Here is a 25,165-nt window from a genome sequence, read left to right on the forward strand (position 1 = left end):
CGTTATTGAGGACAGAGGGTTTTTGGTGTTTTGGATACTAGGGCGTATCTGAAAACTCCGAAGGAAGCAGATTTTGCCGAATTTTCGTTCCAAGCCAGGAAGTTTTCCGCAGGCGTGCCGGGGCACGTCAAGGGGAAGTGACGCAGCAGGGGGCGAAAAGGCGGTAAAAGATGCACTTCAGCGAGTTTTGAGACACGCCCTAACTATTGGTCCATACCATACTCTATTTCGGCACATATGATGAGAGAAAAATGAGCTGAAAAGAGGGTATGTCTTGACTAAACACAAAACGGGTCATGGTGTTTCCATTGTTGTGTGTACCAATCGACCGCAATTTTTTGACAACATTCTGCAAAATTACAGTCGCCAGCGTTATCAAAGCAAAGAACTGATCATTGTCCTGAATCATGACAGTATGAATCTGGCATTATACCAAAACCGGGTTCGGAATCTTGCCAATGTTCATGTATATCAAGTTCCGGAGAGCATTTCCCTAGGACAAAGCCTGAACGCTGGCATGACAAGGGCGCGCTTTTCGTTGATTGCCAAATTTGATGATGATGACTACTATTCGCCGTATTATTTAACAGAGCAGGTGAGAGAACTTAGACGGACCAAAAGTGATATTGTGGGTAAACATTCGTGCCTGGTCTACTTGGGTGCGTCCAAGACATTGTTGGTCAGGTCTCCTGCTGAAAAAAATAAACCGGTTGAATTTGTACAAGGGGGCACTATTTTATTCAAGAGAGAGATCTTGAAAAAAGTCCGCTTCACGGACCGTTCCATAGGGGAAGATGTAACCTTTCTCAGACAATGCAGGAAAAGAGGATTCAAAGCGTACGCGACCTCTCCTTATAATTATGTCTATCACCGCAGACAGAACAAAAAGAGTCATACTTGGAGAGCGGATGACAGCTTTTACCTGGAGGGAAGCAAGAAACTTGCGGTTACAGAGGATTTCAGACCCTATGCTAATAAAAAGTTATAGTCTGTAATCGTAGTGCCCATGGATGTCGTCAAATAACGAAAGCGAAGATGCATCTGCTGCGTGTAGATGCGTCTTTTTTATGCCAAAATGCTTCAATTTGGAGGTGGTTAGAAAAAAAATATGAATTTACTTGAAAAAAAGTATTGCATATAAGTTTAGTCGGAATTATATTAATGGTATAAGGTCTAGACCATATACAGATCGGAGTGTTTAGATGTCCAGTACGTTTTCATTTCGTTTTGAGAAAGTATCCACCAAAAAGGTTAGTGAATTCATTAGGGAACAACTGGAAGAAGCCATTATTTTGAAAGAATTAATGAGTGAAGAACAGCTTCCAGCCGAGCGAGATCTGGCAGAGATTTTTAACGTAAGCCGGATTACCGTTCGCGAGGCACTCTCTTCACTGGAAGAGAAAGGCTTGATAGAGAAAAGGGTGGGTGCCAAAGGCGGAACATTTGTACTGCCTCTGACAGCCAATTCGCATAAACGGACCAGAGAAGAAATTAAACGGGATTGGTCACAGATGCTGAAGGTGTTTGAATATCGAACCATTATCGAGCCAGAGGGAGCTTTTCTCGCTGCTGAGCGGATCACCGCAGGCGAACTGGAGCTGCTTGAGGGTTACATGGAGCAAAGTATAGAGCCAGACTGCACAAGAGAATGGTTCAGGGCGCTGGATGTGAAATTTCATCTGACCATTGCCAAGGCTTCGGGGAATCCATACTGCGAGAGAGCCGTCAGACAGATTCGGACGAAAATTAATCCGGCGCTCGACTTGATGCCTTATGATGACCGGATACGTACCGTCAACCACGGTGTACATATGGAGATTCTTGAAGCATTGAAAGCCCATGATAGCATCAAGTCTAAGGAGACGATGAAAAGGCATATCGAATTCTCGGCGGATGCAATCTATGCCCGTTTGGTTTCTGAATCGGACAAAAATGAAGGGAATGACAGCGAATGAATCGTTCAGAACTAATACAGCTGGCTCAGCCACTACAAGCCCAGTTAAGCGCTTGGCGCAGAGATTTACATCAGCATCCGGAGATCGGTTATGAGGAGCATCGCACATCCGCTATCGTAGCTGAGCATTTGGAAAGCCTGGGGTTGGAAGTTACACGCAATGTCGGACAGACCGGGGTTACAGGCCTGCTTCGCGGAGAGACCGATGGACCAACCTTTGCCTTGCGCGCAGACATGGATGCTCTGCCAATCCAGGATCAAAAAGCGGTGGAATACCGCTCACAAGTGGATGGCAAAGCGCATCTGTGTGGACATGACGCTCACACCTCCATCCTGATGGGAGCCGCCCAACTGCTTACTGGTCTTGGAAGACCGAAATCAGGCAACATCAAATTTATTTTCCAGCCAGCAGAAGAGGGACTTGCAGGTGCAAGAGCCATGATCCAGGACGGTGTTCTGGAGAATCCGAAGGTTGATGCCATCGCAGGATTACACATGACACCTGGACAGGACACGGGAACCTTGGGTGTAAGTCAGGGCGTTGCTTTTGCATCAGCTGATCCCTTGATTATCAAGGTGTTTGGCAAGGGTGGCCACGCAGCTCGTCCGCATGAGGGCATTGACGCGATCGCGGTATCCGCTCAGGTCATCACCGCCTTGCAAAATATCGTCAGTCGGATGGTTGATCCACTTGAACCGGCAGTAGTCACGATTGGCAAAATCACGGGAGGTTATATGGGAACAGCCATCGCCCCCGAAGTGGAGATGATCGGTACGGTTCGTACTCTCTCACCTGCCATTCGTGAACGGATGCCAGCTTTGATCGAGCAGGTTGTTAAAGGGGTCTGCGATTCTTTTGGAGCAGGATGCGAAGTCGTGTACGGCGATGGATACCCTGTTGTCGTGAATGATCTCGGCATGGTTGACCTGCTAACAGAGACTTGTGATCAGGTTAATGCGGAGAAGGGATGGACTTATATCAAACCTTCTACAGGGGGCGAGGATTTCGCGTTTTATTGTGAACAGATTCCGGGTGTGTTTTTCAGACTAGGATCTGGGAATGATGAGGAACGTACTCGTTATCCACTCCACCATCCCATGTTTGATCTCGATGAGACAGCCATGCCTTATGGTGTGGGCATGTTGTCTGCAGTAGCACTTGAATTTTTGGCACGGAATACATCTTCTGAGGGGGAGCAATCACAATGAAAAAAAGACAATGGACAGGCTTGTGGATCACGTTACTGGCAGTCGTAATGGTACTCAGCGCTTGCGGAGGAAAATCGACAAGCACAAATGATGGTTCCGCAACAGAAGGAACGGGCAGTGGAAGCGCAAGTACAACACTGACCGTTGCTGCAGCAACCGATATTGAGAGTTTCGATCCGCACAACAACAACAACACTTCCAGTGAGGCGGTTCTGGTCAACGTTTTTGATTATCTGATCAAAAATGACAGTGAACAGAAAAAAGTTGCTGGACTTGCGACATCATGGGATCAGGTTGATGATACAACGTGGAGATTCAAGCTGCGTGAAGGTGTTACCTTCCACAATGGCGATCCATTCACTTCAGCAGATGTGAAATACACGCTGGAGCGCGTAGCCAAGGACGAGACACTGAAACAAAACAGTTATTTCAAAAATATCGTAGAAGTTAAAGCGGTGGATGACTATACCGTAGACATCATCACGGATGGTCCAGATCCATTGCTCCTGAATCGTCTGTCCAAAATGGGAGCAGGCATTCTGCCAGCAAAATATATTGCGGATAAAGGATTCGATGCTTTCCTGAAACAACCGGTAGGCACAGGCCCTTATAAGTTCAGTAAATGGACCAAAGATGATCGTGTGGAACTGGTGAAAAACGAGAACTACTTTGACGGTGAACCAAAATGGAATGAGGTGGTATTCCGCGTTATTCCTGAAGCCTCCACACGTGTATCCGAATTGCTTGCTGGTGGTGTAGATGTGGCGTCTTCCATTCCGTCCACTGACATTGCCCGAATCGAAGGCGAAGCAGACAAGAAGACTGTCAAAGCGCCAATCCAGCGTGTACTTCAACTGATCTTCCGTCAGACAGAAGGCAGCATCACAGCTGATCCGAAAGTACGTGAAGCGATTGACCTGGCTATCGACAAACAAGGGATCGTGGACAGCATTGCCGGCGGAGCAGGTATCGTAACCCGCACATCCGTAACACCAGGCAACTTCGGTGCTGATCCTTCATTGTACAAAACATCACTTTATGATCAAGCAAAAGCTAAACAGTTGCTGCAAGAAGCTGGCTATGCGGAAGGTGAAGCCGAGATGACTATCTCCGTTTCCGCACAATACAAAGAACAGGCTGAAGTTGTTGCAGCAATGCTGGAACAAGCCGGATTCAAAATCAATCTGGATGTCCTGGAAGCAAGTGCATTCAGTGAACGTTACAGCTCCAAATCATTCAAAGAAATCTTCATGATTGGTATTGGTAACTCCTTGTTCGATGCTTCGAATAACTACAATCGTTATATGTTGGAAGAAGCAAAAGGCGAGTCGGATTACAACAACCCTGAAGTAGAGAAACTGCTTCAATCGGCATTGGTGAACATGGACCCTGCGTCTCGTGAGAAAGAGTATCAGCAAGTACAACAGATCTTCTCTGAAGAACGCCCAGCCGTATATCTGTACCAAATGGAAGGTGTCTACGGAACAAATGCTAAAGTGAACTTCGCGCCGCGCAGTGACGAGATGTTCTATGCTGACGAGATTACACCTGTTGCACAGTAACATCGGGTATAACAACCGGTCATTGAAAAGATAGGCCGTGAACGGCAGGGACTGGATAACCATGTTCCTGCCGTTCTTTTTTAAAAGGGAGGTGAACAAGGAATGGGCAAATACGTACTTAAGTCATTACTGCAGATCATTCCGGTGCTGTTCATTGTTTCATTAATTGTGTTCATTTTGGTTCGAGTCACCGGTGATCCAGTTGCGTTAATGTTGCCTGAAACGGCTACCGCTGAAGATCGTGCTGTCTTGACGCAGGCACTTGGTTTGGACCAGCCTTTATATACGCAATACGTGAAGTTTCTGGGCAGTGCGATACAGGGAGACTTTGGTCAGTCTTTTCGCTACAATCAGCCTGCGCTAGAGCTTGTGCTGGAGAGATTGCCTGCCAGCTTTGAACTGGCTGTAGCCGCCATGTTTTTTGCTGTACTTATGGCTGTGCCACTTGGCGTCATTTCAGCTGTCAAACGCAATACGTTTACCGATCTCATTATTTCAGGAATATCCGTCATTGGTAAGGCGATGCCAAACTTCTGGATGGGGATTATGCTTATCCTCTTGTTCTCCGTCATGCTGGGCGTATTGCCGGTATCTGGTCGCGGAGGATTGTCACATCTGATCTTGCCGGCCTTTACACTTGGCGTTGGACTGGCTGCGCAGATGACCCGACTGATTCGCTCCAGCATGCTGGAGATTCTCAACCAGGACTATATTCGAACAGCCCGCAGCAAGGGGCTTGGCCGGATGGTTGTCATTGTAAAACATGCATTTCGGAACGGTTTGATTCCGGTCGTGACAATTATGAGTTTACAGTTTACAAGTCTGATCGGGGGCACTTTGATTACGGAAACGGTATTCTCCTGGCCTGGACTGGGTCAGTTGCTGGTCGTTGCAGTCAACACACATGATATGGCGATTGTACAGGCAGCGGTGTTTGTCATTGCCTTTATCGTTGTAGTAATCAACATCTTGACGGATGTAGCTTACAGGCTACTCGATCCGCGCATCAAATACGACTAGAAGGAGGTGCAATCATATGACAGGCAGCAATGAAATGCCAATTCCGGGTACAGAACAGGAACAAGACAATGGGCGTGCACCAACGGGATTTCGTTATATCTGGCAACAACTGATCATCAGCAAGACCGGAATGTTTGGTGCTGTGCTTGTATTGTTGGTTGTGTTAATTGCCATAGGTGCACCTCTATTGACGAGTCATGATCCGGCAGCGGTGAATCCGCTGGGCCGACTTAAACCACCAGCATGGCTTGAGGGTGGAACGGCCGAATACTGGCTGGGTACCGATAATCTCGGCAGAGACATGTGGAGTCGAATTGTATATGGTGCCCGAGTTTCCTTAATCGTGGGGATGGGTGCCGTGATTGTGTCAGGAATTATTGGCGCGATTCTGGGGCTGGTATCCGGATTCTACGGGAAATGGCTGGATGCTGTCATCATGCGTGTAGGTGATGCATTCATGGCGATTCCAACTATTCTGTTCATGCTTGTTGTGATGGCAATTGTTGGCCCGGGTATTACAACGTTGATCTTTGTCATCGGGGTGACGAACTGGGTTCCATTCACCCGTGTGGTAAGAAGTGAGGTTCTTAGTATCAAAGAGCGTGATTTTGTTCATGCGGCCAGATCGATTGGCGCGAAGAATGGAAGATTGATTCTGAAACACATTCTGCCGAATATCCTTTCATCCTTTATCGTCATCTGCGGTATGAATGTCGGCACGACAATTATTATGGAAGCTTCACTCAGTTTCCTGGGTCTAGGTATCAAACCACCCGATGTATCCTGGGGAGGGATGCTCAGTGATGGCAGACAATACGTTGCTACAAGCTGGTGGGTCGCTACATTCCCGGGACTAGCCATTACATTTACCGTACTCGGTGTTATTTTCCTTGGAGATTGGCTGCGTGATGTGCTTGATCCACGTACGGAGACAACCCATAAATAAACGGAGAAGGGAGCCATCATTATGAATCAAAGACCAATTATGCCGGAGGATCTGCGTCATTATCGTTGGATAAGTCAGCCGGTGATCAGTCCTAACGGACAAGTGGCTTATGTGGAACAGACCATAGATCAGGATAAAAACGAATATAACACGCAAATTCGAGGGATTTCCCTCGATGGTGATGAAGATATTGCACTTTCGGATGGAACAAAGGATTCCTCACCTGCTTGGTCGCCGGATGGCACACAGCTCACATTCATTCGCTCAGTGGATGGGGGCAAAGGATTATGGACGCTCCATTCAGATCAAAAAGAGCCTGTTATGCTGATATCTCCCGCACGTAAAATATTGAGTTATATCTGGTCGCCGAACGGGCAGTACATTGCGTTTACCAGCAAAGTACAACCGGAGGACCAACAGAAGAAAGCAGACGTCCAACAGGAGTCTGTACCTGAGCTACGAGGTAAAGTCTTCGAGCGTACAACGCCGAAGGCGGAAGGGGCTGGCTGGTGGGACGGTCAATACAGCCAGTTGTTTGTATATGAGATCAAAAGCGGGGAAATCACACAGGTGACTTTCGGGCTATGGAATATCAGTGCCCCGGCATGGTCGCCAGATAGCCAGCAGCTTTCTTTCATTTCGAAGCAAGTAGAGGACGAGGAGCTTGATGCGGATCTGCTTTACTTTACCGATATATACAGCGTTCGATTGGGAGAGAGTGATCTGTTCAAAGTGACGGATTCCAGTCTGGCGATAAGCCAATTCTCCTATTCGTCCGACGGGCAGCAGCTGATCCTGATCGCCAGTGATCGTGAGTATGGAAGCGGGAGCCACAACAGCTTATACGCTGTTCCCGTTCGTCGAGGTATACCCAGGCCAATCGCACCTCAATTAGATATGCAGATTGGTAACGCGGCGCTTGGAGATATGAAGTCCGCAGGTGCGTCACCTTCTCCTATCTCGGATGCCCATCATCCGGAACGCGGTGTATTCGTACTTGGAACACATAACGGGAATGTGGACGTGTACCGTATTCAAGAAGATGGGGCGTGTCAATCCGTTACGGGCGCTGGTGAAAAGGATGTGTATCAGTATACCTTAACGTCAGATGGTACATCGCTGGTTATCGCTGCGTTGACAGATGAACACCCTGGAGAGTTATATCGCGTGGATATCGACAGTGGTGAAATGTTCAGACTCACCCGCAGAAATGATGAATTCTTGGCTGAATTAGCTGTTAATGTGCCTCTACGTGTAGAGTTTAAGTCTTCCGATGGATGGCCGCTTCAAGGTTGGTTAGCCACACCGGCAATACGTCACACCAATGGGAAACTGCCACTGATTTTGCAGATTCATGGTGGACCCCACGCAATGTATACGGGAACATATAGTCATGAGATGCAGACACTTGTTGCGCAAGGTTACGCTGTGCTGTGGATCAATCCTCGCGGAAGTATGGGATACGGTCAGGAGTTTGCCAGAGCTTGCCGTGGTGACTTTGCCGGAGGGGATTACCGGGATCTGATGGAAGCTGTTGATTATGCCCTGGCTACATATGATTTCCTTGATGCATCACGTCTGGGTGTAGCGGGTGGCAGTTATGGCGGAGTGATGACCAACTGGATTGTAGCGCATACCCACCGTTTCAAGGCGGCTGTAACCCAGCGATGCATCTCCAACTGGTTGTCCATGTATGGAACGAGTGATATCGGAATTTCCTATGTTGAGGGAGTCATCGGTGGTAATCCGGCGGAAAACGCTGAATTCCTGTGGTCTCGCTCACCTCTTGCCCATGCACATCACATTGAGACGCCACTTCTGATCATGCACGGAGAGCAGGACTATCGGACACCGATTGCGCAAGCGGAGGAATTATATACTACGCTAAAACGTTACGGCAAAAAGACCAAACTGATTCGTTATCCGGGCTCCAACCACAGTTTGCTGAAAAGCGGTAAACCTTCATTACGTATCGATAGCTTCGAACAGGTGAATGCCTGGTTCAATCAGTACCTCGGGAGTGAGGAGGGCGAGCAATGAATCGAACTCAGCTGTCCATTCCTGTAGGGCTTCTTGTAGAGAATGTTCTGACAAGTGGGGAACCAAAAGAAGTGATTATTGAATGTTTACAACGTCGAGACTATTCCCGTTTGTTGCCTCTGGTTAAGGAATCCGCGATGGATTTTGATGAAAGACTACAGACAGCAGCTGATATCGGAGACGATTGGGAAAAGGCGATACGTCAAGGTTATGAGTTCAAGTTTTTGCATATTAACGGGTTGAAACGATTGCTCGATTTCCGGTTTGACCGTAAGGTGGATCGGGATTACGTTCAAGATGAACTGTCACTGAAGCATATTCGTCTGACCCCACAAGAAATTGAACTGCTACAATCGTTAATTGGCAGGCAGTGGATCGTGCAAGCAGAAGAAACAGAGGCAGCAGCAGAAGGCAGAACAGAGAGCGAGTCATCCTCTCACATTCCTGTCCGTATTCAATTGAAATTCCCATAGTATGACTAGAAGAAACCGCGATGATCGCGGTTTTTTGCTATGTACAGGTAGAAATGAGGATGACTAAATTCAAAAGTTGAAATCGGACTCTGGATGATTTATATTTATATTAAATGATATTATTATCTATCAAAAAATGCAGGTATAAAAAGGAGGACATGGGATGTCCATTCAAAATGTTTTGGGAAAAATTCAAATATCGGATGATGTGATCTCCAAAATTGTCGGCAAGATCGCGAATACCACCAGTGAGATTTCCTCCATGTCGACAGGACTTATAGAAGGGGTCACCAAAAAGTGGAGCGGGAAAAGTCTACAAAATGGCATAGATATCCGCAAGGTAGAATCAAGACTGGAGATAAACGTAAAGGTTGTCGTTTGTTATGGAACAAAAGTGCATGAAGTCTGCAGGGAATTGCAAAACAATGTGAGATTGCATGTGGAACAGCTGACCGGATTAACCATTGATACGGTGAATGTGATCGTTGAGGGGTTATCATTCAACCAACCTGCTACGAGGTTTTAGTCCAATTTCAGCTACCTAGAGGAGTGACAGCGATGAATAAGATTTCCATAACAAAAGCCAGTCCACAATCATTAGTCGGCGGGCAACTAAATCAGATGGCACTTGAATATATGGCCTATTCGCTTGCAGGTACCAAGGATAAAGGCATTATAGAGAAAACTTTTAACAAGTTATGGCGTTCGAATCAGAACCGATTCAGTCACCAGTACGCTTATGAAGCCAAAAAGGATAACCAAACGCTGGGCATGATCATGTGTTATCCGACTACTATAATGAACAAACTTGCTTTGCCAACGTTCTCCAAGCTGTTTGAACTTCGGAAATGGAGCTTGATTAAGTATAATCTCCAACACTGGAAAGAGTTCTACTCCATGGTGACATTAAAAGAAGCGGAGAACGACGAGTACCACATCGGAACATTGGCTACGTTGCCTGAAAGCAGAGGACTTGGTGTAGGGACACAGCTCATTTATTTTGCTGAGGAGCAAGCTATAACACAAGGTCTGTCCAAATCCTCACTTACGGTTAAAAAGGAAAACCTACTAGCTATTAAACTCTACGAGCGTTTGGGATACCAGAGAGTAGGAGAAATCAATAAACCTTCGTTATCCCTGTACAGGATGTCCAAAATACTGGTGTAGTGCTTTCTAAGAAGATTAGAATAAGCAACTGGAAGGTTCACATATATAAGCCCACATTGGAACAGTTAAAAGTGTGAGCTGGAGGGGCGCTTTATGCGTCCCTTTTTTAGTTCTTCAAATTTTTCTTATAAAAAAAGTAACTTGACTTTTGTGGGTGTTTAAGCAGGTACTTGACAGGGGTGTGGTATAGTATAAAAAGTTCTTTTAATGAAGAAAGACGGAGAAATATACAATGTGGGGTGTAACCAGTGTATCAATATAAGGATCAGGAATATGAAGCAGTACATTTTGAGGGACGTGACCTGCGCTATGGAGAACTCATAAGTTGTGTTTTCAAGCAGTGTACATTTATGAACGCTTCTATGGAAGAAATAGAAACGAGTAACTGTCGTTTTATTGAGTGTGACTTCAAAGGGGCTTCCATGAATGGTTCGATTCATACGGAATCGGCTTTTGAAAACTGCACCTTCGGTGGTGCAAATCTCTTTGCTTCCAAATTTAGCTCCTGCAAGATGACAGGCTCAGACTTCTCTGGTGCGCAAATGGATGGCATTACCCTGAGTCAGGGCGATTGGTCCTATACCAATCTGAGACATACACGTTTGGGGAAACAGGATCTGCGAGGAATTCGTTTCTTTGAGGCTGACTTTACGGACACGGATTTCACCAAAGCGGATTTGAGAGACTGTGATCTTACCCGAGTTGTATTAAGCAGAGCCAAGTTGCAAGGAGCCGATCTTAGAGGGGCTAACCTGGAAGGCATCGATCTGAAATCACTGGATATCAAAGGTGTACGTTTGGATCGCGAACAAGCCGTTCTGTTTGTACGCTCGTATGGTGCGAAAGTAGACTAAGTTGAGTTGAACATACACAGCATGAAGCCGCCCTTAAGGCGGCTTTTTTGACTTTGAGGTTTTCCGATTCAGAGAGAATAGGCAGGAAAAAGAGATCTAAACAAGAAGTAGTTAACATAAGTTTCAACTAAAAGGAGGTTATCATGACCGTCACATTAATTATTATTGTTGCTATTATTGTCTTTGGGCTTATAACAGGCACAATCACTACGATTATGGCATTTAAACTGTTACGTAACAATAAAGAGAAACATCACCTTCGCAAGAGCATTCTGATGGACGGAATTCCAACAGAAGCAATAATTCATGATATTGTACAGACATCATCCAGTAGGGATGGAAGGCCTGGCGTGCGATTGGATCTGACTGTTACCCAAGTTGACGGCCGCACCTTCCCAACAATTGTAGAGACTTATATTCCAATCACACATATTCCCCATTTTCAGAAAGGAAATGTCATTAACGTAAGATACATTGCGATGGGGAATGAACGAAAAGTTGAGGTAGAGGATGCCTACCTTCCGTAAGGTAGATAACGAAAGTAAAGGACAGAATCACTTGGTTTAGGAGGGTTTTTTCTGAAATTAATTAAAACATATGATGTGGATCTAAGTGAAGAATGGTCAACTCTACTTCAAGAATTACTTGTTGCCAGTTTTCCGGAAGTTTATCCAAAAGACAGATTGTTTTTTAAGCAAATACCACAGGGCAGAGTGTTAGCATTTACCCCTGATAACCAATTAGTTGGGCATGTAGGACTTGATTACAGGATGAGAATTTAAATGGAAAACCCATAAGAGTGTTGGGGATAATCGATTTGTGTGTTTCTCCGGCTATTCGCTCTCAGGGAATCGCTTCATTGTTAATTTCCGAAGTAGAAAGGATGGCCAAAGTGCGTGTTGATTTTGTCCTTTTATTTGCGGATCATGAGGAATTGTATAACAAAAATGGATTCAAAACGGTAAGCAACACATGCAAATGGTTGAAAATTGATCATGAAACCTTAACCACAGTTGGAGTTGGGACTCAAAAGGTGGAGGGGTTAATGATTAAAGAAGTTGGAACCCTTCCATGGGAAGAAGGAGAACTCGATTTTTTAGGATATCTATATTAATCTTTACGCGCTAACATGGGAGAAGGGCGCCTTGACCCATGTCGTATTCCATGTTAAGTTTTCTGTAATAAATTGTGAGTTTTCAAAGGGGTGATGGAGTGATGACGGAATTAGAGGTTGTGGATGTTTATGTGGACCTGTCAACAAACATGAAAAGTGGCATGGTTCACAATATGACTAATCAGAATCCGACACTTTGTCCTCCTATGCATAGATCTACTTGGCGCTGAGTGGTTTATCGCCAGGTTTCTTTATTGTATAAGCGAATCTAAATTCTGATTATGTTCAAATATTAAAGTGAGGGAATCCATGCCATGTTCTATGGTGAAATCCCGTCAGTTTACTTTTATATTTCACATAAAAAGGATGATATGCATGTCTTTAATCAACGTTACCAACCTGACCTTTGCTTATGAAGGCAGTTACGATAATATATTTGAAAATGTTAGTTTTCAGTTGGACTCCGATTGGAAATTGGGTTTTACCGGAAGGAACGGCAGAGGCAAAACGACTTTCCTCAATCTGTTGCTTGGTAAATATGAATACAGCGGACATATCTCTGCGAATGTTAGCTTTGAATACTTTCCTTTCCAGGTAGAAAATAAGGGAGCCATGACCGTTGATGTCATCGGCGAGATTCATTCTGAATATCTACACTGGCAAGTTGTGCGCGAGTTTAACCTGTTGAAAGTGTCAGAAGATGTGTTGTATCGGCCTTTTGATACGTTATCCAACGGAGAACAAACAAAGGTGATGCTGGCTGCTTTGTTCCTGAAGGATAATCGATTTCTGCTCATTGATGAACCTACCAATCATCTTGATCTTCATGCAAGACAAATCGTCAGTAATTATCTTGGCAGCAAGAGTGGATTTATTTTGGTATCTCACGATCGGGCGTTTCTGGATCACAGCGTGGACCATATCCTTTCCATCAATAAAAGTAACATCGAGATTCAGAAAGGCAATTTCTCCGCTTGGTGGGAAAATAAAAGAAGGCAAGATCAGTTTGAACTTGCGAGTAATGAGAAATTAATAAAGGATATCAAGCGTTTATCCGATTCAGCCAAACGGACCGGTGGATGGTCGCATGAAGTTGAAAAGACCAAAAATGGTACGAGAAATTCCGGCTCCAAGGTGGATAAAGGATATATTGGGCACAAGGCTGCCAAAATGATGAAACGTTCCAAAAATATCGAACAAAGGCAGCAATCTGCGATTCAAGAGAAATCCAAACTTCTCAAAAACATCGAGAGTGCAGAACGTTTACAGATTCATCAGCTGGATTTTCACAAGCAGGAACTTGTTGAATTGGAACATGTGTCGATATCATACGGCTCCAATACGGTGTGTAAGAATGTCAGTATCACGGTTGAAAAAGGGGATCGTATTGCCCTGTACGGTAAAAATGGATCTGGCAAATCAAGCATTTTTAAACTGATCTTTGGTGAAGATATCCCTTATACAGGTCTTTTCCGTAAGGATCATCAGCTTAAAATCTCGTATGTGTCGCAGGACACGTCCGATCTCGGAGGGCATTTATCTGAGTATGCGGCCACACAGGGGATTGATGAAAGCCTGTTTAAATCGATACTTCGAAAGTTGGATTTTTCCAGACTGCAATTGGAGAAAGATATCTCAACGTTTAGCGCAGGTCAAAAAAAGAAAGTGCTCATCGCTAAAAGTCTTAGTGAGAAAGCTCATCTGCATATTTGGGATGAACCACTCAACTTTGTAGATGTCATTTCACGTATGCAGATCGAAGATTTACTCTTGGAATACTCGCCAACCCTGCTTTTTGTAGAGCATGATCGTGAATTTTGTACAAATATTGCAACGAGAATCATCGAACTGTAAGTAACGTGAAAGATAACCATGTTAAGAGCCGCCAAATGGCGGCTTTTAGTATTACTCGTGAGGAAGTATGCTATAATTTTATAATCTCATCCAATCATTTGATGGATGACTAGATCAATTGTAGACTAATTCGCCAAGAGGTGTAATACCAATGAAAAAGGAAATGACAACAATCAAACAAACCAGGCTCCATTCCATTTTGGACGAGGCCACCAAGTTGCTGATTGAAAAACCGAATGCTTCTATGAATGAGATTGCAGAATCTGCAAAAATCGGGATCGCTACGTTACATCGATATGTGGAAAGCCGTGAACAGCTCATGGTATATCTCGGATTACGCGCAATCGAGGTGGTCAGTGAGACCATGAAAGAAATCCAACTGGATGAGGAGCACTGTGAAAAGTACATACCTGAGCTGATCGAGGCGCTGATTCCATTAGGCGACAAAATTTATTTTCTGGCTCATGACACCACCATTAACTATAATCCCGAGATTGAGGGAGCGGATCTGAAACTGAGAGAACCTGTACTACACGCGGTCGGTCTGTTACAACAGAAAGGTTATTTCCGCTCCGATCTCGATAAAACCTGGATTGTCGATGTGTTGTATTCCATCATGTTCCTGACGTGGCAGCAGGTTGTAAGTGGTCATATCGCGAGAAAAGCAGCCCCTGCGCTTGTGGTGGATACGTTTTATCATGGATTTAAGCAGAGATGAAAATAGGGGTGAGATTAACTCAACAGCATCAGCTCGTTACTCGATGACCAAATGATTTCATAAAGTCGCTAATTTAGCGGCTTTTTTTGCTTGTTTACATGTATATAGACCTGTTCAAGCAGAGACATTGAACTAATCTATTCTAGGTATCCGAGAACTTAGCAAAACCAACTATAAACAAAATGAACGATTACATAACATTATTTGTCTTATTAATGAAAACACGGCAAAGGGGGGGATAGAATGACTGACAGAGAAATTTTTGAATTGTACAAAGAGCAAGTTTATTACTTCTGTTATTATCTGATGAAGAATCAAGCAGATGCCGAGGACATTTGCCAAGAAGTATTTGTCAAAGTTATTTTGGCTGACAGAACTAAGGTAAGGAACATGAAATCATGGATATTGCGGATTGCTTCAAATGAGTGTCATAACGTTATGAGAAGACGGAAATCTGGATGGTTGAAAGAAATGCGGCATTATTTGTTGTCCAAATCCCAGAGTTATAACCCTGTGGAAGAGGGTGTGTACCATAGGGAAACAAAAGAAGAGCTACGAGGATTATATAGTGGGCTTCCTGACAAGATTAGGATGGTTGTTGTCCTTCGATTTATCAATGATTTGACTGTACCTGAGATCTCTAAAGTTATGAACATACCTGAAGGGACTGCAAAATCCAGATTAAACAAAGGATTAAAACTTCTCAATAAAATGGTTGAACCTCAACTAAAGGAGCTGAGTAATAATGAATCAGTATTCTAATAAGGAAAAAAATATATCTCATCCGGATTATGACTTAATGTGGACAACCATTGAAAAAGAAGCACATAAACGACGAGTCAATCTGAATTCTTCACAAAAGCCTGCTGGATATCGAGCTAAAGCAATTCCTATAAGCATCATTTTTACTTTTTTCTTACTTGTTGCTATTCCTGTATTCGCCAGTATGACGATTGATTGGGATCGAATCGGAGGCCGGGGCGTTGCAAGCGCAATAAATAATGGTATCGGTCAGCAATATGATCTTCAGTCCGCTAGTTCAGGTGTGACAATGAATTTAAGCGGTGTTGTAACAGATGGAGAAAAAATGAAAATGCTCATATCCCTGGACACATCAATCGATCTTTCTCCATATAGTGAATTTGCGACTGAGGAAAATACTATAATAGGAGAATCCGATGCGAGAGCGAACGTATATGGTTATTTGGGGCACGATCCTGATAGTCAGAAACTCATTGGGATCTATGAAACAGCTGATACTTTAAAAGGTGGTACCAAAGAGTTTACATTCGAAGCAAAGAATCTTATCCTTTATCGGGATAGGGATATTTTCCTGAAATCTAATCAACATACTGGAGAATCAATGGTTACTGGTGTTTCACAGTTTCCGGCGATTCATATTGAATCGGTTAGACATGCAGATAATCAAACGGTCATCCGTTATAAAGTCGAGGTAGCAGCATCAGATTTGGAAAGCGTCAAACCTCACTTGAGAGTTCATACCGGGTCCCAGGTTGTAGATGCTATTCCGACCATCTTGCCTAACGAAGAAAAAGGATTGTTGATTGAACAGGTATTTGATATATCGGAAGCGGATTGGGCGAATGCGAACCTTCATTTCAATTATGTTGAAGCAGCAAAACGATTGACAGGTACTTGGAAATTCGATTTTGTCGCCAATGGGAAAAAAGCAAGTGAGGCGATATATACGAAAAAACTGTATACCAATCCTGAATTCCAAGCAAAAACCGGTGTTACTTTAGATCAACTTGTGATTACTCCATTGAATCTTCAGATTTTAATTGATGAAGAAGGTTCATATACAGAAGGTATTGTTCAATATAAATCGATTCAGATGATTATAGATGATAAAACAATCACAGGGGTGCAAGCCACGAAAGGGGGGCGTTCTGAAAATAATCAGCAATTGTTTCATTTTGAATCTCCTGAGTGGTATCAAAACTGGTCTGATGTTCCAATGAAACTCATCTTAAAAGATGCCATTGTTCAGAAACGAGATACAACTAAAAACTGGATTCATTTAAATGAACCCAAGAAACAAAAGCAATACACCAAACTCACTGTCGATGGACTTGAAATACAATTTTCTTATTATAGGGATGGGGAGAAATTAATTGTAGAGTCATATTCCAAAACGCCTAGTTTCAGAGGTATTAACCAAACAATGCTTCGGATCAATGGCAAAGAAGTTTTTCCTGAAATTAACCCCCAAGGGATGACACCTGCAAAAATTCATATAGATACCTACAAAGATATTCCATTTGATGGACATATTGAACTGAATCCGGGCATCTATAAATACAGCGATCCGGACAAAAATGTAGAGATTCAACTGTAGATAAAGTAATTCATAATTTGAGCTTGATGAACAATATAACACCTTCAGAGAGAATCCGTTACATGAGGAACGGAGACTCTTTGAGGGTGTTTTTTTGCGTTCACAAAAGCGTTTCTCAGTGCGCAAGCTGCAAAAACTTGATTTTCTCACATATTCAAATATTAACAGAGTTCAGAATTTAAGATTTTCAGTTTACAAAAAATGATATAAATTTCTAGTAGATTCAAATCATTACCAAATAAAGACAAAATATTCAAGTGAGGGGGCCGGACAGAAACACCAGCAATTGTGCAGTTCGAATCAGCTTATGTACTCATTCCATCAACCCAAATCAGGAGGGATTCCATGCTTTACACCATTATTGTGCCAGTCAACCAGGACTATAACATTTTGAACCTGTTCACAGATTCGCTACTCCGGACGGTAAGCCCATCCACTCAGATTATTTTCATCAACGATGGTTCCGGCTCAGCAGTCTTTCAACATCTGGATAAACTGAAGCAAGAAGTAAGAGAAGGTGTGACCATCGAGATTCTTCAGCATGATTTTCCACTCGGTTGCGCCGTGTCGATTAATAGCGCACTGAGCCTAGCCAAGGGAGAGTACATTTTCTTCCTGGATTCTGACACCATTCTTCAACCGAACTGGCAACCGATGATGAAAGAGACACTGGATAGCGATATTACGATTGGCATGATTGGGGGCGTTCTGTTGTATCCGCAAACAGGAGGCGTGCAGCATTGCGGCATTGCTTTTGCGGACACCATCGGCCGACACCTGTTCCTGAACGCATCACCTGATGATATCCCAAAAGAAACCTTCTCTGTTCAACTGGTGGTGTTTGCCATGTTTGGCATGAAGCGGGAGGTGTATGAGACCATCGGCAACCTCGATGAGAAATTCTTTAACGGATACGAGGACTTTGATTATCAGATGCGGGCACGAGCTGCCGGATACGATACGGTCATTAATCCGAATATTCAAGCATATCACTGGGAACGCAGCAGCGGCATTCACCGCAACTTCAACCGGAAGAACAATCTGGCACGATTCTGGAAAAAGTGGGGCGGTCAAATCGAGGCTGATGTGTGGCCATTCGTTTTCAGTCATCTGAAAGCACAGCTGGAAAGCCAAGAGGAATACCAGCATCTGCCGATTGTCGGGATTGACCTTGCCGAGGTTCGAAGTGATGCCGATACATTCTGGACCAAGCTAGAGGAAGCCGAATTTGCAAATGTAGCCGAAGTACGGGACTATTCAAACCGCTTTAATTCCAATGGGGCCATCTGGCTGCCACAGGTACTGGGCAAGGAACTGATTCATAGTGAGAACCGGTTACTGTTTTTGGTGGACAATTTCGCCCGTTTGCTGGAGAACCGCTACTGGATTGAGATGAGACATGCTCATCGAGCCAAGGATCTGATCATTGATCTGTATGGCAATGTGATCACGATGGATCGCATATACGATGGATGCTGGCCTGGAACCAAAGTTCGGTAATTCACTCACAACGAAAATAAACAGGGAGGTACTTAAGGTGAAAGAAAAAGAGAGCACGCTCGATCGTGCCGTACGATTTACCCGTAATCTGGAGTGGTTGGAACAAGTCGAGAAGGTAATTCCGAGCGGATGCAGCACTTTAGCCAAAGCACCTGAACGTTTATTTCCGGGCCATACACCCGTATGTTGTGCAGAGGCTTATAATTCCCGATTTACAGATATCGACGGGAATGAATGGCTGGATTGCGAAATGGCTATGGGTACGGCGCCATGGGGCCATGCCAGACATGAAGTCCAATTAACCGTCATTCACCAGTTGAAAAAAGGGACAAGCTTTTCTTTACCTGCCGACATCGAGCTTGAATGTGCCGAGTTGATTCTGGAGCGGTTCGAGGGTCGTTATCCATCGCTGCGCTTCACCAAGAGTGGTGCTGATGCGGTGAGTGGGGCCGTGCGTCTGGCCCGTGCCGCTAGTGGCAAAAGCAAGGTTATTGCAACAGCTTATCATGGGTGGCACGACTGGTCTGCCTACGGTTATTATGGTGGCCAGACAAAAGAACGTGGCATCCCGGTGGATATCGAGCGTTCAACGATCTGGGTTAACAAGCCTACTACGGAGCGAATTGAGGCTCAGATTACCGCGTCTCCCGAGGATATCGCATGTATTGTTCTATGCCCCAACGAGTGGAAAAAGGACGCGCTGGAGCAAGCCGTAAACCTATGTCGGTCTCTGGACATCATTATCATATTCGATGAGGTAACTTCCGGTATTCGAATGGGCAAGCAGGCTACAGCAGGAGAATATGACATCTGGCCTGATCTGCTCTGTATCTCTAAAGGTATGGCCAACGGTTTACCGCTCGCAGCGGTTATGGGGCCTGAGCACTTGATGTCTTTGTCAGGACAGGTCAGATTCAGTAATGCCCATTCCAGTGAAACGACAGCGCTCGCAGCAGCCATTGCCTGTGAACGATTAATGAAAAATGCGAAAGTATGGCCGACTTGGCGTGATCCGGCAACCCGGATCATGGATCGTCTGGAATCTGAACTTGTATTACTCGGATTGACGGATCAATTGGAAGTGAGAGGGACGTATGCAAGCTTCTGCATTCAATCCCTGGCTGAAGATAACTTCCAGACAGACCCTTTCCGCGAGTTCATGGTGAAGAGAATGGCTCACTTCGGCATTTTCACCAAGGGTTACTTTATTTTCTCTGATGCCCATACACGGGAAGAATTGCTGTGGGTCGAGGAAGCGCTGTTACAGATCCTGTCAGACTGGAAAGAGATTCAGAAGCAGGAACATCTTCATGCGATGCAACTTTCGAAAACGTTTGAAGCTTAATCCATAGATCATAATCGACAATCGACTAGGAGGAATTATTCAATGAAAGCACTCGTATATCAGGATCTCAAACAGGTGACTTACCAGGAGATTGAGGAGCCAACCATTCAAAAGCCAAACCAGGTAAAAATTAAAATCTATGGTTCCGGCATCTGCGGGACAGATCTGAATATTGTCAAAGGCAAAGTGCCAGCAAATAAAGGAACGATCATTGGTCATGAAGGTGTAGGCACAGTGGTTGAGGTGGGCGACGACGTTCGTGGTTTCAAGATCGGTGATCGAGTATTGGTTGATCCCACGCAATCTTGCGGTACCTGCTCATACTGCCGTGAGGGTCTGTTCATCTACTGCGAGAATTTTGATGACTATCAAGTAGGGATGACGACGCACGGAACCTTTGCTGAATATTTTGTTGGGGACGAAAAGTATATCTATGCCATTCCGGATTCCATGAGTTGGGAAACGGCCATGATGATCGAACCACTGGGATGTGTACTTCAGACGTTCATGAAAGCAGGGACTAAGCCAAGTGACTCTGTACTGGTCCTCGGTTCTGGAGCAATCGGTTCCCTGTGTCAGCTAGTTAGCAAACGATTGGCAAGGCTTACCGTAGGCACGGAAGTTGATCCATACCGCAAAGAGTTCGCTTCAGGGATCGCGGATCATGTGTTCTATCCTCAGGATCTGACTCTGGATAAAGTATACGAGATCAATAATAACAAAAAGTTTGATATTGTAGTGGACGCGGTTGGTAACCAGCTTCATGTAGGGTTTGAGCTGATTGCCAAAGGCGGAAAAATTATTCCTATGGGATATGACGACAGCTATGAGGTGACGTTCAAATCAACAGCCGTGATTAATGATGGCATTAGTATCATTGGCGCAGTGGCTAATCACTCGATGATCAGTACGGCACTGAAATTTGCCCAAAGCATCCCGGAACTGGAACAGATGGTGACAGCCAAGGAACTGCTGAGTGATTATGAACAGGCCTTTAATGGAACGATTGGTTATGACATGCATACTGGAGAGAAGTTGCCGATGAATTCGGTCAAAACAGCTCTTATCCTATAAGAGGTACGATAAGCATGTAGACATTAGCGGATTTGCCGCTGCGAGAAGTTTGAATTCGCAGCGGTGAAAACCGCAGAAGGAAGGGATATCGATTGAAATTGCTTCAAGATTTGCCGAAGAATCCACGCTACTCCATTTTACTCGAACCGGTATGGGCCATTCCGGGCACGATCGTTCTCTTTTACGCTCCTTTATATATGAAGGAAGCCGGACTTTCGGACATAGAAATCGGTTTAATCAATTCGGTGAATCTTTATTTTGCCTTTATCTTTCAATTGTTTGCAGGTTCCATTACGAATAAGCTGGGTCGGAAACGAACAACGCTGATCTTTGATCTGCTTGCCTGGAGTGTTCCCATGTTCATCTGGGCCTTCTCCCAGAACTTCTGGCTGTTCCTGATCGCTTATTTACTGAATGCAACATCCAAGTTTGTAACGGTCGCCTTTAACTGTCTGATCATTGAGGATGTGGAGGAACACAAACGATCGAAGGTGTTTGCCATTCTCAACATGATTATTACAGGGGCTGGTGTACTCACGCCAATTGCCGGGGTGGTCATTGCTGATTATGGTATTGTACCTACACTCGCCAGCATTTACTTTGTCGGAGGCATCCTCATGACCGCCATGTTTTTCATTCGTAACCGATACACGGATGAGACCGAGGTCGGCAAGGAACTTATGGGATTGCATAGTAAAACCCGCGTGCTTCAGAGCTTGGGTTCCAGTCTGCGCCTGTTTGGAAAATCGTTCTACAAACGGAGACTTTTTCCGATTATTCTGATCACGGTGTTGTCCAATCTGATCTTGCAGCTGAATTTCTTCCAGGTCATTTTCTTCAAGGAACAGTTGAAGTTTGATGACCGTGTCATTTCGTTTATCCCAGTAGTGACTGCGGTGACCGTCATGCTGCTCTATTTGGTCATCATTCCGCGATTGAAACGGCGTTCGGAGGAAAAGTATGTTGGTTTTTCTATCGTGCTTAGCACGGCCGGAGCCATTCTGTTTCTGTTGATCCCTGTGGGGAATATAGGGATGTTGTTTCTCACGCTAATCGTGCTCGCTGCGGGTAACTTCATTTTGCAGACGTACCGGGATTCCCTGCTGATGAACCGATTGGGTACGCATGAGAAAGCCGATATGTTCTCGGCCGTGCAGACCGTCATGACGCTTACAGCCATTCCATCCGGTTACCTGACGGGCCTGCTCTACCATCACAATCCAACACTGTTATTCAGCGTCATTCTTGGTCTATATGTTGTACTCATGGTCATCATGTTTTTCCTGCCAGATCCGCAAAAGCACTCCCAAGTGCTGGAACCATACAAAAATATGTAGAAAAAGGGGTTTACTGTATCTGGAGCGAATATGTAGTACAGAAAAAAACTAGTAAATGCATGTTCAAAAAGAGCGGTTTTCAGTACCGAGAAGATGGGATGAAGCTAGAAATGGAGTAGCGGAGCGTAGATAGAGCTACGTGAGCAACGGACATTTCGGCTGAATGCCATATTCGATGCTGATGATGCCACTAGGCATCCTTCGTAATCAAAAGCGGACTTTTTGAACTACCTCTAGAACATATTTTAACTTGGGAGGCTGCTAAAAATGACTAACGTAATGACAACAGAAGCGCGGAAGCAATGGAGCTGGATGAACGAGCCCGATATCTGGTCCTATACGGATCAGGGAGGTGTGCTGGTGGAAGCGAAGGCGGACACCGACTTTTTCCAAGATCCAGCGGGCAAGCACATTCGTGCAACCGCACCATTTCTGTCCATGCCTGTGCCTGGCGATTTCGAAATCACAACCCAATTAACCGTTGATATGAAAAATCAATATGATTCCGGATGTCTGATGGTGATGGCGGATGATCTTAACTGGTGCAAAATTTGTTTTGAGTATGATGGCAAAGTGCCTACCATCGTGTCGGTAGTGACACGTGATGGTTCATCCGATGATTGCAATTCGTTTGAAGTCTCCGTACCTAATCCCTATCTGCGTATACGCAAAGTAGAGGGCTGCATATCATTCTTTTATTCACCTGATGGGGATGAGTGGAAACTAATTCGTTATTTCGGCATGCCGATACAAGGGGAACTTCGAGCTGGATTAGTTGTTCAGTCGCCAACTGGAACGGGCTGTACGTGTCACTTTTTATCGGTGAACGTTACTCATCCGGACTTGACCGCACGTTTCTAATCCGCTCCCCTGGCCGATCATTGGAGGGAGAACAGGCTCATGGTAAAAGCATTTATATTTGATTTTGATGGACTCATTGTCGATACAGAGACACCTTGGTATTATGCGTTTCGCGATATTTATGAAGAGCACGGAGTGGAACTTGGTCTGGAGCTATGGTCGAAAAATGTGGGGACATCCTTTGAGGAATTTCATCCATTTCTGTATCTGGAGCAAGCGCTCCAAAAAAAGATAGATCATGATCATATCAAACTGCTCTCTGAACAGAAATACGAAGTCTATTTGGGACAGGCTGCCATTCTTCCAGGGGTGTATGAATTGCTTCGGTCTGCGAGGGAAAAGGGGATTCAGCTTGCGGTTGCTTCCAGCTCCACACGGGACTGGGTGCATGGTTACTTGCAGAAATTAGGCATTTTCGATTATTTCACAGTCGTTCATACATCCGAGGATGTGAAGCGAGTGAAACCGGACCCTGAACTGTACCTTCTTGCTCTCCAGAGTCTTGGGATCGAGGCTTCCGAAGCGATTGTGTTCGAAGACTCACCTAATGGCTTGAAGGCGGCCAATGCAGCAGGTATTCGGTGTATCATCGTACCTAACGAGGTAACGCGTGGTCTGGAATTCGCCATGCATGAACTGCGGTTATCCTCGCTGGCCGAGATTGATGTGGAGGCGCTCTAATCCAGATACTGCTTGCGTAGCTCGATAGGGGAGATCCCTTCGTATTTTTTGAACACTGATCCAAAGTAACTGGCACTGTTGAAACCAACGGCTTTGGCTATTTCATGAGCGGTCGTAGCGTTATTTTCGATGAGCATTTCCTTGGCTTTCAACAACCGATATCGCATCAGATATTCCAATGGAGTCATTTGAAATTCTTTTTTGAATATCCGATTGAGGTGCTGCTCGGTAACGTCCATCTGCTCAGCCAACAAGGGGAGAGAAATATCCTGATGATAATTTTGTTTGATAAAAGTAATGAGTTCATCCAATCTTAATCGGGCATCAGAACGTTCGTAAGCACTATAGCGTTCACCTTCAATGGTTAATCTGACCAAAAGCATGTACAGTAATGCGGATACGTGCCAGATCTGATCCTTGTGCCGGGACTGCAGCGCCAACGTAATTTCACGCAACAGGATATGAAGCATTCCATCCGGCTTGAAGGCGCGCAGCTCCCCGATCTGCAAGGTATGCAAGAACCGTGGCAACAAATAGCCATTGAAAGACAGACAATCAAATCGTAATGAATCACTCAGATTGTGGTAACGATAGGTTACCTCCGGGAACAAAATGAGAGCGGTCCCTTTTTTGATCGAAAATTCATGATTCTTTGCTGCGATTCGCCCTGTTCCTCCGATGCACTGTACAATGCTGTAATCCCGTGAATGGTCGCTCCAATTCATCAATTCATCAACGGTCAACTGGTTTTGCCCTGTAATCATGAGCGGCATATCGGTATCCAGCGGATTCCCCATACTAGGTTTCGGCATCGTCGTGTTATTCCTCTTTTCGTTAAAGGATCATGTGCGTAAGTGGCGTGGTTACAGCGTTAAAAGAAACCTAGAAAGAATTATATTACATAAATGGAATAATTTTAATTGAATGACGGGCAATATATAAAACGTTTTCATATAAATGCTTCAACGATTATTAATTGGATGAATGAGTATGAACTGTAGTCTGATTAGCCTCTATTTATGGATCTAAAAGTACGCCCGCCTTGCCAACAGAATGCGAAACGGTATACGCTATAACGAATGAGTGATTAAGGAAAG

Annotated in this window: 24 protein-coding genes; 23 read left to right on the forward strand and 1 reads right to left on the reverse strand. The window is 44.7% G+C overall.

The annotated features are described in order from the left end of the window. The first annotated feature begins 274 nt into the window (after positions 1-274). The 23 genes from C161_RS14000 to C161_RS14110 all read left to right on the forward strand — a co-directional run bounded on the left by C161_RS14000 (position 275) and on the right by C161_RS14110 (position 24,068). The gene (locus tag C161_RS14000; RefSeq protein ID WP_036670783.1) at positions 275-988 is read left to right on the forward strand and encodes a glycosyltransferase; all 714 of its coding nucleotides are present in this window, start codon (positions 275-277) and stop codon (positions 986-988) included. 214 nt (positions 989-1,202) lie between these two features. Beyond that, the gene (locus C161_RS14005; RefSeq protein ID WP_036670784.1) at positions 1,203-1,955 is read left to right on the forward strand and encodes a FadR/GntR family transcriptional regulator; all 753 of its coding nucleotides are present in this window, start codon (positions 1,203-1,205) and stop codon (positions 1,953-1,955) included. Then, on the forward strand, positions 1,952-3,163 hold the full coding sequence (locus tag C161_RS14010) for a M20 metallopeptidase family protein (protein WP_036670785.1): 1,212 nt from the start codon (positions 1,952-1,954) through the stop codon (positions 3,161-3,163). The genes C161_RS14005 and C161_RS14010 overlap by 4 nt, the downstream gene beginning before the upstream one ends. Beyond that, complete coding sequence (locus C161_RS14015) at positions 3,160-4,725, forward strand: ABC transporter substrate-binding protein (RefSeq protein WP_036670787.1); 1,566 nt, start codon at positions 3,160-3,162, stop codon at positions 4,723-4,725. Before C161_RS14010 ends, C161_RS14015 begins: the two co-directional genes overlap by 4 nt. A gap of 102 nt (positions 4,726-4,827) precedes the next feature. Beyond that, the gene (locus tag C161_RS14020; RefSeq protein WP_017688654.1) at positions 4,828-5,745 is read left to right on the forward strand and encodes an ABC transporter permease; all 918 of its coding nucleotides are present in this window, start codon (positions 4,828-4,830) and stop codon (positions 5,743-5,745) included. 16 nt (positions 5,746-5,761) lie between these two features. Further along, a complete protein-coding gene (locus tag C161_RS14025) occupies positions 5,762-6,691 on the forward strand; it encodes an ABC transporter permease (protein WP_036670788.1) in 930 nt (309 codons plus the stop codon). 21 nt (positions 6,692-6,712) lie between these two features. Next, positions 6,713-8,731, forward strand: coding sequence for a S9 family peptidase (locus C161_RS14030; RefSeq protein ID WP_036670789.1), 2,019 nt, complete (start codon positions 6,713-6,715; stop codon positions 8,729-8,731). Then, a complete protein-coding gene (locus C161_RS14035; protein WP_036670790.1) occupies positions 8,728-9,204 on the forward strand; it encodes a hypothetical protein in 477 nt (158 codons plus the stop codon). The genes C161_RS14030 and C161_RS14035 overlap by 4 nt, the downstream gene beginning before the upstream one ends. 163 nt (positions 9,205-9,367) lie before the next feature. After that, positions 9,368-9,730, forward strand: a complete 363-nt coding sequence (locus C161_RS14040; protein ID WP_036670792.1) for an Asp23/Gls24 family envelope stress response protein — start codon at positions 9,368-9,370, stop codon at positions 9,728-9,730. A gap of 32 nt (positions 9,731-9,762) precedes the next feature. Further along, entirely contained in the window at positions 9,763-10,371 is a 609-nt protein-coding gene (locus tag C161_RS14045; protein WP_036670793.1) for a GNAT family N-acetyltransferase, read from the forward strand. 248 nt (positions 10,372-10,619) lie between these two features. Then, positions 10,620-11,225, forward strand: coding sequence for a pentapeptide repeat-containing protein (locus tag C161_RS14050; protein WP_036670794.1), 606 nt, complete (start codon positions 10,620-10,622; stop codon positions 11,223-11,225). Between the two features lie 143 nt (positions 11,226-11,368). Then, the gene (locus tag C161_RS14055; RefSeq protein ID WP_036608246.1) at positions 11,369-11,752 is read left to right on the forward strand and encodes a hypothetical protein; all 384 of its coding nucleotides are present in this window, start codon (positions 11,369-11,371) and stop codon (positions 11,750-11,752) included. 272 nt (positions 11,753-12,024) lie between these two features. Next, the gene (locus tag C161_RS32985; protein WP_235193808.1) at positions 12,025-12,339 is read left to right on the forward strand and encodes a GNAT family N-acetyltransferase; all 315 of its coding nucleotides are present in this window, start codon (positions 12,025-12,027) and stop codon (positions 12,337-12,339) included. Positions 12,340-12,714: 375 nt separating this feature from the next. Next, positions 12,715-14,193, forward strand: a complete 1,479-nt coding sequence (abc-f, locus tag C161_RS14065; RefSeq protein WP_036670796.1) for a ribosomal protection-like ABC-F family protein — start codon at positions 12,715-12,717, stop codon at positions 14,191-14,193. A 151-nt stretch (positions 14,194-14,344) separates the two neighbouring features. Next, positions 14,345-14,911: a TetR/AcrR family transcriptional regulator gene (locus C161_RS14070; RefSeq protein WP_036608234.1), complete on the forward strand. Its 567-nt coding sequence runs from the start codon at positions 14,345-14,347 to the stop codon at positions 14,909-14,911. Positions 14,912-15,154: 243 nt separating this feature from the next. After that, positions 15,155-15,673 carry an RNA polymerase sigma factor gene (locus C161_RS14075; protein ID WP_036670797.1) on the forward strand — a complete coding sequence of 173 codons (519 nt, stop codon included), beginning with the start codon at positions 15,155-15,157 and terminating at the stop codon, positions 15,671-15,673. Next, positions 15,657-17,270, forward strand: coding sequence for a hypothetical protein (locus C161_RS14080; protein WP_036670799.1), 1,614 nt, complete (start codon positions 15,657-15,659; stop codon positions 17,268-17,270). The genes C161_RS14075 and C161_RS14080 overlap by 17 nt, the downstream gene beginning before the upstream one ends. A gap of 345 nt (positions 17,271-17,615) precedes the next feature. Then, a complete protein-coding gene (locus tag C161_RS14085) occupies positions 17,616-18,770 on the forward strand; it encodes a glycosyltransferase family 2 protein (RefSeq protein WP_017688647.1) in 1,155 nt (384 codons plus the stop codon). A gap of 37 nt (positions 18,771-18,807) precedes the next feature. Continuing rightward, positions 18,808-20,115 (forward strand): aminotransferase class III-fold pyridoxal phosphate-dependent enzyme, encoded by a 1,308-nt coding sequence (locus tag C161_RS14090; RefSeq protein ID WP_036670800.1) that lies wholly within the window; start codon positions 18,808-18,810, stop codon positions 20,113-20,115. Between the two features lie 42 nt (positions 20,116-20,157). Continuing rightward, a complete protein-coding gene (locus C161_RS14095; protein ID WP_036608226.1) occupies positions 20,158-21,189 on the forward strand; it encodes a zinc-dependent alcohol dehydrogenase in 1,032 nt (343 codons plus the stop codon). Between the two features lie 92 nt (positions 21,190-21,281). Further along, positions 21,282-22,526, forward strand: coding sequence for an MFS transporter (locus C161_RS14100; protein WP_051449724.1), 1,245 nt, complete (start codon positions 21,282-21,284; stop codon positions 22,524-22,526). Positions 22,527-22,793: 267 nt separating this feature from the next. After that, positions 22,794-23,387 (forward strand): DUF1349 domain-containing protein, encoded by a 594-nt coding sequence (locus tag C161_RS14105; RefSeq protein ID WP_051449725.1) that lies wholly within the window; start codon positions 22,794-22,796, stop codon positions 23,385-23,387. Positions 23,388-23,426: 39 nt separating this feature from the next. Further along, entirely contained in the window at positions 23,427-24,068 is a 642-nt protein-coding gene (locus C161_RS14110) for an HAD family hydrolase (protein WP_036670803.1), read from the forward strand. Here the strand turns inward: C161_RS14110 and C161_RS31550 are convergent. Further along, complete coding sequence (locus C161_RS31550; RefSeq protein WP_051447072.1) at positions 24,065-24,880, reverse strand: AraC family transcriptional regulator; 816 nt, start codon at positions 24,878-24,880, stop codon at positions 24,065-24,067. The genes C161_RS14110 and C161_RS31550 overlap by 4 nt on opposite strands. Positions 24,881-25,165: the final 285 nt, after the last annotated feature.

Source organism: Paenibacillus sp. FSL R5-192, from assembly GCF_000517845.1.
In the GTDB taxonomy this organism is placed as follows: Bacteria; Bacillota; Bacilli; order Paenibacillales; family Paenibacillaceae; genus Paenibacillus; species Paenibacillus amylolyticus.